Source organism: Pedobacter sp. BG31 (genome assembly GCF_042464845.1).
GTDB classification, from domain to species: Bacteria; Bacteroidota; Bacteroidia; order Sphingobacteriales; family Sphingobacteriaceae; genus Pedobacter; species Pedobacter suwonensis.
On record NZ_JBHNZK010000001.1, the window covers coordinates 515,760 to 530,870 of the forward strand.

At 37.8% G+C, this 15,111-nt stretch carries 14 protein-coding genes; 8 read left to right on the top strand and 6 right to left on the bottom strand.

Translation table 11 applies throughout. The annotated features are described in order from the left end of the window. Positions 1–85 precede the first annotated feature (85 nt). Both ACFE6N_RS02300 and nadB read right to left on the bottom strand, forming a co-directional pair. Positions 86–598, bottom strand: a complete 513-nt coding sequence (locus ACFE6N_RS02300; RefSeq protein WP_378933427.1) for a gamma carbonic anhydrase family protein — start codon at positions 596–598, stop codon at positions 86–88. A 117-nt stretch (positions 599–715) separates the two neighbouring features. After that, complete coding sequence (gene nadB, locus ACFE6N_RS02305) at positions 716–2,302, bottom strand: L-aspartate oxidase (protein WP_145858119.1); 1,587 nt, start codon at positions 2,300–2,302, stop codon at positions 716–718. A gap of 450 nt (positions 2,303–2,752) precedes the next feature. On the opposite strand from nadB, the gene nadA reads away from it, so the two are divergent. From nadA to thiL, 3 genes are all read left to right on the top strand, one after another. Then, positions 2,753–3,751 carry a quinolinate synthase NadA gene (gene nadA, locus ACFE6N_RS02310; RefSeq protein ID WP_378933430.1) on the top strand — a complete coding sequence of 333 codons (999 nt, stop codon included), beginning with the start codon at positions 2,753–2,755 and terminating at the stop codon, positions 3,749–3,751. 108 nt (positions 3,752–3,859) lie between these two features. Further along, positions 3,860–5,098 carry a dicarboxylate/amino acid:cation symporter gene (locus ACFE6N_RS02315; protein ID WP_378933433.1) on the top strand — a complete coding sequence of 413 codons (1,239 nt, stop codon included), beginning with the start codon at positions 3,860–3,862 and terminating at the stop codon, positions 5,096–5,098. A 117-nt stretch (positions 5,099–5,215) separates the two neighbouring features. After that, positions 5,216–6,256 carry a thiamine-phosphate kinase gene (gene thiL / locus ACFE6N_RS02320; protein WP_090981389.1) on the top strand — a complete coding sequence of 347 codons (1,041 nt, stop codon included), beginning with the start codon at positions 5,216–5,218 and terminating at the stop codon, positions 6,254–6,256. 347 nt (positions 6,257–6,603) lie between these two features. Here the strand turns inward: thiL and ACFE6N_RS02325 are convergent, their stop codons facing one another. Next, positions 6,604–7,989 (bottom strand): DNA recombination protein RmuC, encoded by a 1,386-nt coding sequence (locus tag ACFE6N_RS02325; protein WP_378933436.1) that lies wholly within the window; start codon positions 7,987–7,989, stop codon positions 6,604–6,606. Positions 7,990–8,107: 118 nt separating this feature from the next. Between ACFE6N_RS02325 and purU the strand changes: the two genes are divergently transcribed. Further along, complete coding sequence (gene purU / locus ACFE6N_RS02330) at positions 8,108–8,947, top strand: formyltetrahydrofolate deformylase (protein ID WP_378933439.1); 840 nt, start codon at positions 8,108–8,110, stop codon at positions 8,945–8,947. 133 nt (positions 8,948–9,080) lie between these two features. On the opposite strand, the gene ACFE6N_RS02335 is transcribed toward purU, so the two are convergent. Beyond that, positions 9,081–10,220: an NAD(P)/FAD-dependent oxidoreductase gene (locus ACFE6N_RS02335; RefSeq protein WP_378933442.1), complete on the bottom strand. Its 1,140-nt coding sequence runs from the start codon at positions 10,218–10,220 to the stop codon at positions 9,081–9,083. Positions 10,221–10,303: 83 nt separating this feature from the next. Between ACFE6N_RS02335 and ACFE6N_RS02340 the strand changes: the two genes are divergently transcribed. Beyond that, a complete protein-coding gene (locus ACFE6N_RS02340) occupies positions 10,304–10,999 on the top strand; it encodes a zinc metallopeptidase (protein ID WP_090981452.1) in 696 nt (231 codons plus the stop codon). A 535-nt stretch (positions 11,000–11,534) separates the two neighbouring features. Here ACFE6N_RS02340 and apaG read toward each other — a convergent pair. Together apaG and dusB are read right to left on the bottom strand one after the other, a co-directional pair. After that, positions 11,535–11,921, bottom strand: a complete 387-nt coding sequence (apaG, locus tag ACFE6N_RS02345; protein WP_090981381.1) for a Co2+/Mg2+ efflux protein ApaG — start codon at positions 11,919–11,921, stop codon at positions 11,535–11,537. 34 nt (positions 11,922–11,955) lie between these two features. Beyond that, positions 11,956–12,963 (bottom strand): tRNA dihydrouridine synthase DusB, encoded by a 1,008-nt coding sequence (gene dusB / locus ACFE6N_RS02350; protein ID WP_378933446.1) that lies wholly within the window; start codon positions 12,961–12,963, stop codon positions 11,956–11,958. A gap of 43 nt (positions 12,964–13,006) precedes the next feature. Here dusB and ACFE6N_RS02355 point away from each other — a divergent pair, with 43 nt between their 5' ends. From ACFE6N_RS02355 to ACFE6N_RS02365, 3 genes are read left to right on the top strand one after another with little or no spacing between them, the layout of a single operon-like run. Next, positions 13,007–13,933: a CPBP family intramembrane glutamic endopeptidase gene (locus ACFE6N_RS02355; protein WP_378933449.1), complete on the top strand. Its 927-nt coding sequence runs from the start codon at positions 13,007–13,009 to the stop codon at positions 13,931–13,933. Further along, a complete protein-coding gene (locus tag ACFE6N_RS02360) occupies positions 13,914–14,120 on the top strand; it encodes a putative signal transducing protein (RefSeq protein WP_378933452.1) in 207 nt (68 codons plus the stop codon). The genes ACFE6N_RS02355 and ACFE6N_RS02360 overlap by 20 nt, the downstream gene beginning before the upstream one ends. 43 nt (positions 14,121–14,163) lie before the next feature. Further along, positions 14,164–14,973, top strand: coding sequence for a phosphatidate cytidylyltransferase (locus ACFE6N_RS02365; protein WP_090981373.1), 810 nt, complete (start codon positions 14,164–14,166; stop codon positions 14,971–14,973). The last annotated feature ends 138 nt before the right edge of the window (positions 14,974–15,111 follow it).

Below are 15,111 nucleotides of genomic sequence, written 5' to 3' on the forward strand. Positions count from 1 at the left end.
GCATGATAGACCCTGAAATAAATCCGATAGTTATCGGATTACGGTAACGAATATAAAGCAAAACTTCAGTTGAAAGGACAACCTTTTATTGCATAAACCAGCCCGAATACATGATATAATTATCAGGCAATTTATTAAGTAAAGCCCTTTGATCTTCGGTAATGGGCTTTATTTTTTTTGCAGGCGTACCTGCATATAAGTAACCCGTTTCGCAAATTGTATTTTCCAATACGACAGATCCGGCTGCTATGATGCAATACTCTTCTATTATAGCATGATCCATTACAATGGCACCCATACCGATCAACACATGATCCTGAACGGTACAGCCATGCACAATGGCATTATGTCCAACAGATACCCTATTGCCAATATGTGTGGAGGCTTTTAAGTAAGTAGCATGAATTACTGCACCATCCTGGATGTTTGACTCATTTCCGATCGTAATGGCATTTACATCGCCTCTGATCACGGCATTAAACCATACGGAACATTTATTGCCAATGGTTACATCACCCACAATCGTGGCGTTCTCCGCTATGAAATTATCTTTTCCTATTTCAGGATATTTATCTTTTACAGGCAGTATTAAAGGCATAAATCAATTTTAACGTCACCCTGAATTTATTTCAGGGTCTTTTTATGTATTGTGTATCTGATGGTGTTCAGATGCTGAAATAAATCCGATATCTATCGGATCAGCATGACGGAAATATTAAAAAACAGTATCTACCAGTTCATTAGCATGTTCAGGATAATCGGTAGTATAATGTAGTCCCCTACTCTCTTTTCGTTGCATGGCCGATTTAATTACTAAATAAGCCGTTTGAATTACGTTTCTCAATTCACACAGTTTAACTGAAACTTTATTTTTTTTATAAAACTCTTCCGTCTCCTGGTAAATTAAAAACAAGCGTCGATGTGCCCGTTCCAAACGGAAATCAGAACGTACAATACCCACATAATCGCCCATAACCTTCTGTAACTCCCTCAGGTTATGCGTTACCAATACATCCTCATTACTTTGGGTAACACCTTGCGAATCCCATTCCGGAATATGATCAGGAATAACATTATTTTTAAAGTTTTCGATAGCATCCTGATAGATCCGGTGAGCAAAAACTGTCGCTTCCAATAATGAATTGGAAGCCAATCGGTTAGCTCCATGCAAACCTGTTGAAGAACATTCACCGCAAGCATATAAATTTTTAATGGAAGAACGACCATATTCATCCACCAGGATACCGCCACACATATAATGAGATGCAGGTGTAACTGGTATATAATCTTTAGTCATATCTATTCCTATAGATAAGCATTTAGCATAAATATTGGGAAAGTGTTTCAATATATCAGCCTTGCTGCGCATGGTAATATCAAGATAAACAAAGTCATCGCCCGATTTCTTCATTTCATTATCCACGGCACGCGCAACAATATCACGTGGTGCCAATGACTTACGTTCATCATACTCATGCATAAATTCTTCACCATTCTTGCGTCTTAAAACACCCCCAAAACCCCTAACGGCTTCAGAAATCAGGAACGACGGATACTCTCCGGGATGATATAATGCAGTTGGATGGAACTGGATAAACTCCATATTTCTTACTTTACCTTTTGCCCTGTAAACCATGGCCATTCCATCGCCTGTTGCAATAACCGGGTTTGTAGTGGCCGAATAAACATGTCCGGCACCACCAGAAGCCATCACAGTCACATTTGCCACAATCTTTTCCACATCGTTAAGCTCTGTGTTAAAGGCATATATGCCATAACAGTTAATATCTTCAGTACGTTTATCCACAAACTCACCCAGGTGATGTTGGGTAATTAACTCTAGTGCGAAGTAATGTGTTAATATCTCTATATTGCTATTCTTATGAATTTCATTTAACAACACGCGCTCAATCTCATACCCGGTGATGTCTTTATAGTGCAAAACACGGTGTTCAGAATGCCCCCCCTCTTTAGCCAAATCGTAAAAACCAGCATTGTCCTTATCGAAGTTTATACCGTAATCAATGATTTCCTGAATACGCTGAGGACCCTCTTTTACAACGATTTCCACAATTTTTTGATCACATAATCCATCTCCCGCAATCAAAGTATCTTCAATATGTTTCTCAAAAGAATCACCTTTATCTACCACAACTGCAACACCGCCCTGAGCGTATTTTGTATTCGATTCATCCTCATTCGATTTAGTAACAATTAAAACCTTACCGAACCTGGCAGCTTTAAGTGCAAAACTCAAACCTGCTATACCTGAACCAATTACCAGAAAATCTACTTTCTTCATTAATAAAAAACATTTACTTTATCCACTATGTTAACAACTAGTTAATAAATGTTAGCCTTGTGTCTAAATTATCCTAACAAATAAATTTGAATGTTTAAAGCTACTCTAAAAACACAATTTGCCACAATCTTTTGCGCAATTTTTAAGCAGCTTTATACAAGTAATTAACTTTTTCCCCACTTATAAACAATTAACATTCCACTATTGATAAAAATTGACGCAATTTTCGATAGCACTGAAAATCAAACTTATAATATTAGATAAATGTAATCTAAATGTTAGTAAACAATTAATAACTTATCTAAACGAAAGAAATTTCTAAACTTGCCAACAATATTAACACACTAATAAACAAACAAGATTTATTTATTTAAAATAACTTATTAATTATTGAGACGTGGAAAGCTTTATCTTTGACCAACGTCAAAATTCAAAAAAGGAAAATTTAAAATGAACATAGATGTCTTAGAAGAAATCAATAAAAAAGGTTTCGCAGAAGAAGAAATTGACCCTACGCTTGATCTTTTTGCAGAGATTGAGAAATTAAAGAAGGAAAAAAATGCCATAATCCTAGCCCACTATTATCAAGATCCTGATATACAGGATATTGCGGACTATATTGGTGATAGTTTAGGCTTATCACAAGAAGCTGCAAAAACGGATGCTGACGTAATTGTGTTTGCTGGTGTACACTTTATGGCCGAAACAGCAAAAATCTTATCTCCTGGAAAAACTGTTTTATTACCGGATGTAAAAGCAGGTTGCTCATTGGCAGATAGTTGTCCACCACATCTGTTTAAGAAGTTTAAGGAAAAATATCCTGATCACCTGGTCATCACTTATGTAAACTGTACGGCCGAATTAAAAGCTTTAAGTGACATTGTTTGCACGAGTACTAACGCGGTTCAGATTGTTGAGAGTTTACCTAAAGAGCAAAAAATAATATTCGGACCAGATCGGAACTTAGGCGCTTATGTTGCAAAAAAAACTGGTCGGGATTTAGTATTGTGGAACGGTGCCTGTATGGTACATGAAATTTTTTCGCAGGAAAAAATTACAAAATTGAAAGAACGCCATCCTAATGCTAAATTTATTGCCCATCCGGAGTGTGAAGAGGTCGTTTTGAAAATGGCTGATTATATTGGTTCTACAACCGGGCTTTTAAAATATACCATTACTAACCCTGCTACAGAATTTATTGTAGCTACCGAAAGTGGCATTATCCACCAGATGGAAAAGGCGAATCCGACAAAAACATTTATTCCGGCGCCACCAAATAACAGTTGTGCCTGTAACGATTGCCCGTATATGAAAAGAAATACTTTAGAAAAACTATATTTATGTATTAAAAATGGTTTGCCAGAAGTAACTGTTCCTGAGCATATTATAGAGCAGGCACGCAAACCGATCCAGAGGATGCTGGATATTTCAGCAGAATTGGGATTGTAAAAATAAAAATCGTCATTGCGAGGAGGTACGACAAAGCAATCTTACAACTATCGCTACTGGCGTGCGTATTAAGATTGCTTCGTGCCTCGCAATGACGAAAAAGATCATATGGAAAAAAACAACATTCTTAAAAATTACTCAGGCTTACTATGGCTTTTGGCGGGAATCTCCGTCGGAAGTATCGTGGGCTTAATTTTTGGAAAAAGCGTTGAAAGTATCAAACCATTAGGAGATATATTTTTAAACCTGTTGTTTACAGCTGTTATTCCGTTGGTATTTTTTGCGGTTTCTTCAGCTATTGCAAATATCGATAGAACAAAAAAGTTAGGCAGATTATTAACCATTATGGTTTTGGTATTTCTCTCTACCATACTCATTTCTGCGGTTTTAACTTTGTTTGCGACATGGATCTTTCCTATCCATCAGCAATTAGGAAGTGCTGCTTTGCCAGCTGAACCTGACAAAGTACAATCATTTGGCGAACAAATGACACAACTTTTAACAGTTGGTGAATTTTTCGAAATCGGAAGCAGGAAAAATATGCTGGCGCTGATTATTTTTTCAGTTTTGGTAGGTTTTTCAACTTTATATGCTGAAAAAGAAGGTGAAAGTTTTAAAAAATTCCTGGTTTCAGGCAATGAAGTGATGAAAAAACTCATCATCTTAATTATGAAGTTAGGGCCGGTTGGATTGGGTGCTTATTTTGCCTACCAGGTTGGCGTATTTGGTCCACAGCTTTTTGGTACCTATGCTAAAGCCCTGGGTCTGTATTATGGTGTTGGGGCATTTTATTTTATTGTTTTTTTTACTTTTTATGCCTTCATTGCGGGTGGATTTAAAGCAATAAAAGTATTTTGGAAAAATAATATTGTACCTTCTTTAACTTCCATTGGAACCTGTAGCAGCATTGCCACTATTCCGGCAAATTTAGAAGGAACTATGAAAATGGGCGTACCGGCATATATCACCAATGTAACGATTCCTTTGGGATCAACTTTGCATAAAGATGGCTCAAGCATCAGTTCCATTATCAAAATTGCAGTCGTTTTTACCATTTTTGGTAAAGATTTAGTGCATGTAGATACGATTGTACTTGCTCTTGGCATTACCGTTTTGGTGAGCATTGTTGAGGGTGGAATACCCAATGGCGGTTACATAGGCGAGCTATTGATGATTTCGGCCTATCAGTTACCACCCGAGGCGTTACCACCTGCCATGATTATAGGCACTTTGGTTGATCCGATGGCGACATTATTAAATGCCACAGGCGATAATGTTGCGGCGATGTTAATTGCCAGGTTTACCGAGGGAAGAAATTGGATGGAGAATAAAAATCTGTCATCCTGACGAAGGAAGGATCTTCAACTATGAAGCACCTGCTTTAAGGTAAAGATTCTTCGCTGTGCTCAGAATGACAATTAAATTTTTAAAAATAAAATGAGGCTTTGTCCTTAAGTATAAGTTATGTTTGAAAATAAAGAACGCACAGATATTAATGAATTAGGTGAATTCGGCTTAATTAAACACCTGACGACTAATTTTAAAATTAAAAACGATTATTCGGTAAAAGGAGTTGGCGATGATGCTGCAGTACTGGATGCAAGAGGTAAACAGACTTTAATTTCGACCGATTTATTATTGGAAGGAATCCACTTTGATTTGGCTTACGTGCCGTTGATGCATTTGGGTTATAAGGCTGTACAGGTAAACCTGAGTGATATTTATGCCATGAATGGAAAGGCAAGTCAGATTACCGTTTCGCTGGGTTTGTCGAGCAAATTTCCGTTAGAAGCCGTTGAAGAAATTTATAAAGGCATTGAACTGGCCTGTAATAAATACAATATCGATTTGATAGGAGGTGATACTTCATCAAGTAAGCAAGGTTTAGTAATCAGTATTACCAGTATTGGTTATGCCGATGCAGATAAAGTGGTGTACAGAAATGGCGCACAGGAACATGATTTGTTATGCGTTTCAGGCGATTTGGGCGGAGCCTATTTAGGCCTGCAGATTTTAGAAAGAGAGAAATTGATCTATCTTGAAAATCCGCAGATCCAGCCGGATTTAGAAGGAAAGGATTATATCATCGAACGACAACTGAAGCCTGAAGCCAGGATGGATATTGTTGCGCTTTTAGATGAAATGAATATAAAACCAACCGCTATGATCGATGTATCAGATGGTTTAGCTTCAGAAATTCTGCATCTGGCCGAACAATCAGATAAAGGGATGACCATTTATGAAGAGAAAATTCCTTTAGATCCAATGACTTATGAAACTGCACGCGAATTGGGTATTGATCCAACTGTTTGTGCGCTAAGTGGTGGTGAAGATTATGAATTGTTATTTACCATTAGCCAGGATGATTACAAAAAACTCAAACATGATGTAGATATCACGGTAATCGGACATGTAACGGATAAAAATTCGGGTTGCAAAATGGTGTCCAAATCAAATAATGTGCACGAGCTGAAAGCCCAGGGCTGGAATGCTTTTAAGAAATAAAAACAGTGCGTCATTTCGAGCGGAGTGCAACGAAGTAGAGAACCCGAAGGCTCAGCGAAGCTAAATCTGTCTGTATAGATCTCTCCATTCCACTGCGTTCCATTCGGGATGACGATTTTACTTTGTAGTCGATATTGCTAAGAAAATATAAAACGTTCTCAGCTACATCGACTTTTGTGTTTTTAAGCCATCTATATTGCCTTAGGCAAAATAAATGTATTCTATTCTCTTAAAAAAAAAGAAAAAAAATCGTCCTAACGCTATCATAAAAAATCACTAACTTTGCAAGTTTTTACCATTTTAAGTGTTTTCCCGAAAATCAGAGGCCGTGACTCATAACTATAAAGTTATAAATCCTGTATTTCATTCAAATCCAAATACTTGGTATCAATCTGTTTCGAAGTCTTTGCACCCAATTTTTTTATCTTTTCTGAAGTATTGGTTAAATTTCCTGCACCTGCTGACAATTTATTAATGGCTTTATCGTAGGCGTCCTGTCCATTTTTAATATGTTTTCCAATGTTTTCCATGTCGGCAATAAAACCTACAAACTTATCATACATACTACCGCTTAAACGGGCAATCTCCATTACGTTCCGGTTTTGACGTTCCTGTTTCCATATACTGGCTATGGTGCGCAAAGTAGCCAGCAAAGTAGATGGACTTACGATTACCACCCTCCTGTCCCAGGCGAAATTGAACAGTTCGGCATCTTTTTGTACTGCTATACTAAAAGAAGATTCGATGGGTACAAACAATAAAACAAAGTCCGGAGAATTGATTTTATATAAATCCTGGTAGTTTTTTGATGAAAGTTCCTGAATATGGTTTTTAATTGATGCCAGATGCTGCTTTACATAGCCTTCACGCTCTTCATCAGTATCTGCAGATACGGAGCGCTCATAAGCAACTAAACTTACTTTAGCATCAACAACGAGGTGTTTATCGTCTGGAAGGTCTATTACCACATCTGGCTGGTAACGGCTGCCTTCGGCTGATGCATGCGAAGCCTGGATACGGTATTCCTGATCCCGGACCAAACCAGACCGCTCCAAAACCTTTTCCAATATAATTTCTCCCCAATTGCCCTGTTTTTTACTATCGCCTTTTAGGGCTTTGGTTAAATTGTTGGCGTCTTCCTGAATAAGTTTACTTTGAATCTGCAGTTCCGAAATTACACCTTTGAGTATATTTCTTTCATCAGATTCTGCTTTATAAACCTTTTCTACCTTATCTTCAAAAGCCTTGATATTTTCTTTCAAAGGATTAAGGATAATATCCAGATTGGTCCTGTTCTGCTCGATAAATTTGGTCGATTTTTCTTCCAGAATTTTATTGGCAATCAGTTCGAAATCTTTATTCAGTTTTTGTTGCGACTGCTCATAACTTAATTTTTGTTCTGCTAACTTTTCTTTCTCGGCCAGGTAAAATGATCTCGTACTTTCGAGCTCACGGTTGGCATCTGCAAGCCGGTCCCGCTCAGCCTGTAATTCATCAATTAAACGCCGTTGTTCATCTTTAAGCAAAATGGTAATATGCTCTTTTTCTGTAGCTAAGTTAGAAACACGTTCGTCCGCTTTGGCTAATCTTATTTTTAAGGTTTCATTTTCACTTTTTGTCCTTTCAAAATCTTCTAACGAAACGATGGGTATTGAAGCCTGAGGTTTCTTTAGTAATAAAATAACCAGGACAATTAAAATTACAATTAGTAAAGCAATACCAGCGATCTCCATAATGATAAGAATTTTAGCAAAAATGTAGATTTAAAATAGATATACCAAAAAAAATTAGTCAGTTTTAACCGTAAAAAACCGTAAAAATTATTTATAATTGGATATTAGTATTTTAAAAATGAACGCTTTAACTGTCCTTATTTCCTGTCGAGATCAAGTGGGTTTGGTTACCCATATTACCCGTGTGCTGGCTGCGCATCAACTGAATATCATTGCCATGCGCGAATTTGTAGATGAAGCCAATAAAGCATTTTTTACGAGAATTGCCTGCACCGGAGATCTGGAAAATCCTGAAAAATTAAAGGAAAAACTGTTGGAAAATTTACCAAATGCGGCTGAGGTAAATCTAATTACCAAACAGGAAAAACGGATTGCTGTTCTGGTGACTAAAGAGTATCATTGTTTAGCAGAAATACTGATTAAAAATCACTTTAAAACTTTAGGGGCAAATGTTCAATGTGTAATTGGTAACTATGAAAGCCTTAAAGATTTTACCGGGAAACTGGGGATTCCCTATTTTTATGTAGATCATAATAACAAAGATAAAAGTGAATTTGAAGCTGAAGTAAAAACCATCATTAATCGGTTTGAGGTAGACTACCTGGTATTGGCTAAGTTTATGCGGATTCTTTCAGCTGATTTTGTAAAGGATTATGCAGGTAAAATCATCAACATCCATCACTCCTTTTTGCCTGCTTTTATAGGTGCCAATCCTTATCGGCAAGCTTTTGAGCGCGGGGTAAAAATTATTGGTGCTACCGCACACTTTGTTACCGATAATTTAGATGAAGGGCCTATTATTGCGCAGCATACCAATCATGTAGACCATAATTTTGGTGTGAAGGAAATGGTACATGCCGGTAAGGAGATAGAAAAAAAAGTATTATTGGAGGCTTTGGAACTTATTTTTGAAGACCGGGTTTTTGTGAGTGGAAATAAGACGATAGTGTTTAAATGATATAAGTTGTAAAATGGATGATGGGACTATAATTATCTCTTTACTGTCTCCTGAATGCAAGGAAGGATCTTAAGTAAAACCAAACTTTGTGTCCTTTGTGCTTTTCCTCAATGTTCTCTGTGGTAAAAAACAGCTATAGTTTATTTAACAATAAATTAGCTACATCTTCTCCTGTTTGCGAGCCAATAGCAACGCCCATACCATTACACCTGGTTGCACAAAATACATTTGGACGGATTTCTTCTATATGCGGTTCAAGTGTTTTACCAAAAGCCATAATCCCACTCCAGCGGTAATCAATTTCATATTTAGTGGTTGGTAAGATTACTTTTTTTAGCAGACGCTCAAGCGCAGATTGCACTGGTTCGGTGTGGCCAAAAGTAGTAGTTTGTTCGGCTTTGAAATCAATATTTCTACCACCACCTAATAAAATTCTGTTATTTATATTCCGGAAATAGTAGTAACCTTTATCGTAATGGAAAGTACCCGCTATCTTTAAATTTTTTATCGGTCTGGTTATTAAAACCTGACCGCGACCTGGGTTGATATCTACATCAGGATACAGATCTTTGATAAAGGCATTGGTTGTAAGAATCAATTGTTTACAAGAAAAATTTCCATTTTTGGTGATCAGGCAAAAACCTTTTGATTCTTCTTCAATCCGGTCTACAGTACAATTATTAAAAATACCAATGCCAAGTTGTTGCGCATATTGAATTAAAGCGTACATCATTTTACCACTATCAATCTGGGCTTCATATTGATTTTCGATTAAAGTACTTACCCCTTCGAAACCAGATAAACTGATTTTTTTATTGTTTACACGAAAAGCATTGGATCCGACAATATCATTAACCAAAAGGTTAAAATGTTCAATTTTGGATACACCTAATTCAGCTAAAGAATGATCTTCTTTTTTAAATAGTTCATATCCGCCCAGGCATTGATAATCAATGGTATTATCGCCCAACAAATAACGTAGTTTGAGCAGACTTTTCCACCGTTTTTCGATGAGCATTGCAAGTCGTTCGCTACCCATCCTTTTCTCTTGCTCAGTTAGTTCAGAAATGCTTCCAAAGCAGGCGAAACCAGCATTTTTTGTGCTTGCACCGGTAGGTAAAAATCCCTTTTCAAGTATGACTATCCTTAACGAAGGAACTGTTTTTTTAAGGTGAATGGCGGCATTTAATCCTACTATTCCACTGCCAATTACAATCGCATCATAATTACAAAAAAATGATTCTTTTTCCCAGTATGAAAGTTCGTTTGGCATAACATAAATGTACTGTTTTTTAAATTTTAAATAATATGGGAACGCTTTTTGATATAGGCTAAATGAAAAACATACATAAGAAAATGGGAGTTTATTTAATATTAATCATCCCGGTATTATTGCTGAGCATGTTTGTACAATGGCGATTTAGAAACAAGTTTTCTAAGTATGCTGAAATGCAATTAAGCTCTGGTTTATCGGGCAAAGAGGTAGCAGAAAGAATGCTGCATGATAATGGAATATACGATGTGAAGGTGATGAGTACCGAGGGACAATTAACAGATCATTACAATCCGTCAGATAAAACCGTTAATTTAAGTACTGATGTATACTACAGTCGTAGCGTAGCAGCAGCAGCGGTAGCGGCTCACGAATGTGGCCATGCGGTGCAACAGGCGAAATCATATAACTGGTTGCAGCTAAGAAGCAGCATGGTGCCGGTAGTGAGCATATCATCTAATCTTTTGCAGTGGGTATTATTAATAGGTGTATTGTTAATAGGTTTTACCGGAAACCCGATTGTTTTGGCGATTGGTGTAGTGGGTTTAGCATTAGTAACCGTATTTAGTATCGTTACCCTACCTGTTGAATTTGATGCCAGTAACCGGGCCTTAGCCTGGCTCAGGAACAATAATGGTGTGATGCAAACACAGGAAGAAAATGCGCAGGCCAAAGATGCACTTTGGTGGGCAGCCATGACTTACGTGGTTGCGGCTGTGGGTGCATTAGCCAATTTATTATATTACGCATCAATGCTTTTTGGACGGAGCAGGGATTAGGGAATATTGAATATGAAAAATACAACGCGGCCGGGATCATTATCCTGGCCGTTTTTGTTTATTAATTTAACCCGATCGTCATGCTGATCCGATCCATCGGATTTGTTTTACAAGTAGAGGTAGTATTTTCAATTATCTTGTAGCAATTACGTGGTCAGAATCTTTCCAACTAAATAAACCTGATTGAAATCCGGTATCTATCAGACCTGGTGATGACTATATTTAAAATATCTATTTGGAAAGCAGGTTTTGTGGTAATAGGAAAACTTCGGTCCCGCTCCCGCTTCTGCCGATGAAAATATCGGCATTTCGCTTTGATCGGGTTTAGGTGGCACGGTAGCTTGTACTATTTGGGGTTGCAGGTTGCATAGATAACCTAAGCCTTTGATATTGATGTAAAAGCTCAAAGCGTGGAGAGTACTTGGAGCAAAAAAGCAGGAATAATTAGTAAAATGGAATACTGAATGTGCTTTTCTAAAATGAATCTTGGTCTAGCCGTTAGACTATTCCATGGGTGACAAGAGTAAGTAAGAGATTAATTTAACCTATAAGGGGCTACCAATTGAAATTCTGGGATGTCAACATCAAATTCAGAGCCATCTATATCGCGTTTCATCAGGTAAGTGCCTTTCATGCTGCCCATATCGGTTTTGAGATTACAACCTGAAACATACACATGCGTTTCGCCAGGTTGGATAATGGGTTGTAAACCTACAACACCTTCACCTTCTACTTCTCTACGGCTTGAGTTCGAATCGAAAATCAACCATTGGCGGCGCATTAACTGGACAGCATAATCAGAAAGATTTGAAATTTCTACGCGATAGGCAAACATATAATGTTCGTTCGCCGGATTTGAATATTCTGGCTGGTAGACGGTTTCTACCGAAACCTTAACACCATCTGTAATTGCTGTAACCATGATAATAACGAATGTAAGAAAAAACTTTCAAAAATCAAGCCAGTACACTGGTAGCATCATAGTTGGCAAATTTTTCTGCCACTTCTTCTAAAATGCTGTAAATGTTGCTGATATCTGATTCAGCAACCAATCGCATGCGATACGGTTTAAAATCTGGCAGGCCTTTAAAATAGTTGGCATAATGGCGACGCATTTCGAAAATACCGGTTTTAGGACCTTTCCATTCCAGCGATTTATCCAGGTGTGTACGGCAAACCTCAATTCTTTCTTCCATAGTTGGTCCGGCCAGGTGTTTTCCGGTTTTGAAGAAGTGTTTTACTTCGCGGAAAATCCATGGATAACCAATTGCGGCACGGCCTATCATAATGCCATCTACCTCATATTCCATGCGCCAATTGGCTGCTTTTTCAGGACTATCTACATCACCGTTGCCAAAAATCGGAATTTTAATGCGCGGATTGCGTTTAATTTCACGGATTAAACTCCAATCGGCCTCTCCCTTATATAATTGTGCCCTGGTGCGGCCATGAATGGTTAGTGCCTGGATACCCACATCCTGAAGCCGTTCGGCTACTTCATAAACGTTTTTAGTATTGTCATCCCAACCCAAGCGGGTTTTTACGGTAACAGGTAAATGCGAAGCTTTAACCACCGCATCAGTCATTTTTACCATTTTATCAATATCCTGAAGTAAACTTGAGCCTGCACCTTTGCAAACTACATTTTTTACCGGACAACCATAGTTGATGTCAACCAGATCGGGACCTGCTGCAGAAGCAATTTCTGAGGCCTCGCGCATGTGTTCGATATCGCCACCAAAAATCTGGATGCCAATTGGTCGCTCATATTCGAAAATATCCAATTTTTGCAGGCTTTTTGCAGCGTCCCGAATTAAGCCTTCCGAAGAGATAAATTCAGTATACATCATATCTGCACCGTTTTTTTTGCATACATAACGGAACGGTGGATCACTTACATCCTCCATTGGAGCCAGCAATAACGGGAACTCACCTAAATCTATATTTCCTATCTTTACAGACATTTTCTATCTTCAACGATTAATAAAACATACAAAGGTACAAATAATGAGTTTTGTAACACCCATCCGCAAAGGCAGCCACCCACTTTTACAGATATTTTTACTTTGCGTTTACTGGGCAGTAGGTGCGGTAATATGCACATTATTAGGCTTTGTAGTGGTTGCAATTTTTTATGGTACTTCGATATTTGGCGAATTTGGAACCATTATGAGCGGTGACCCTAAATTTATCACAGCCTTAAAAATAATACAGATTTCGAGTTCTATAGGTATGTTTATTTTGCCTCCTATTGTTTTAGCGTATACAGAGGGACAAAAACCGAATACGTTTTATAGGTTTAACAAGCATAATTTTCTTCCTTTTGTTCTAGTTTTTGCCATTATGGTGGTGAGTATGCCTATTATGGAGTGGGTAACGGTTGTCAATCAAAAAATGGTACTGCCTGAGTTTTTAAAGGGATTGGAAAACTGGATGAAAATGAAGGAACAGGAAGCCATGAAAATGACCATTCAACTGATTACGGTGAGGAGTAACTGGGATTTTGTGGTTAACTTGGTGATGATTGCCGTGTTGCCTGCTATTGGTGAAGAGCTTTTTTTTAGGGCTGGGCTGCAAGGTTCATTGCAAAAAATGTTGGGTAATCATCATATTGCCATTTGGAGTGCTGCCATTATTTTCAGTGCGATCCATTTCCAGTTTTATGGTTTTGTGCCGCGGATGTTATTGGGTGCAGGCTTTGGTTACCTGTATTATTTTAGCGGAAGTATCTGGTATGCCATGTTTGCGCACTTTTTAAACAATGCTTATGCGGTTTGCGCGGCTTTTTATATGCAAAAGCATCATATGCCACTTGATAAAGCTGATGAGCCGATTGGTTTTCCTTGGTATGGGTATTTAATTAGTGCAATAATTACCATAGCTTTGTTTAAATTTTTTAAAGATAGCGCATCACGTGAGCGAAAATTGGGTTAAGGTATACACCACCAGCAATGCCTTTGCGGCAGAGGTATTAAAACAGGGATTAACAGAAGCAGGTATTCCCGCAGTGACGATAAATAAACAGCTCTCGGCATATAATATTGGCGAAATAAATGTTTCGGTGAGTAAGTTAGATTTCAATAAAGCCATAGAATACATCGTTGAGAACGAAATTGAATAGTAATAATGACCTTAAACCTTATACCCTTTACCTCTTAACTTAAATGAAAACCAGGGCAATAACCGCTTTCTTTTTTACCATTGTGATGCTTGGCTCTATCTTATTGGGGAGTTATGCATTTACTATTTTTTATCTTATCCTGAGTGGTTTATCCTTATTTGAATTTTATAAGCTGATTAAAAATGCTGGTATCAGGCCACACCGAAACATCGGTTTAATGGCAGGATCTTTAATTTTTCTAATGGCCGCAGGTTTACATTATTTAGAATATGATGTTAAGTATCTGTTGCTTTGTATCCCGCTCATTTTCTCTGTTTTTATCACTGAGTTGTATAAGAAAAACAAAATTCCATTTGCCAATATCTCTTATACGTTTGTTGGCTTTGTTTATGTAACCATCCCTTTCTGTTTTTTCCATGCCCTCGGTTTCTTAAAAAACTGGAATGAATATAACTTTCATTTACCGCTCGCATTTTTGTTAATGCTTTGGGCAAATGATACCGGAGCCTATCTTTTTGGCGTAAAATACGGTAAGCGCAAATTGTTTGAGCGTCATTCGCCGAAGAAAAGTTGGGAAGGATTTTTCGGCGGGATGTTTACCAGCATTTTGGTCGCTTTTGCTCTGTCTTTTCTTTTTACTGAAAGCCCGTCCTGGGTTTGGATGGGTATGGCTGTATTAATTGCAGGTTTTGGAACATTGGGCGATTTAGTAGAATCGATGCTTAAACGAAGTTTAGATACTAAAGACAGTGGCGGTCTGTTGCCAGGACACGGCGGTTTGTTAGATCGTTTTGATGGCTTATTATTGGCTGCACCGGTGGTTTATGCGTATTTGTATCTGATTTTGTATTAGATTAATCACAAAGACAGGAAGAAACAAAGAAATACCTTATCTATCGTCCTCGTTTGTAACGAGGATGAATGGGATTCACATTTGTAATGTGGTTTTTGTTATTAGCGATACAATCGCTATTCTCGCTAATCCTCGTTA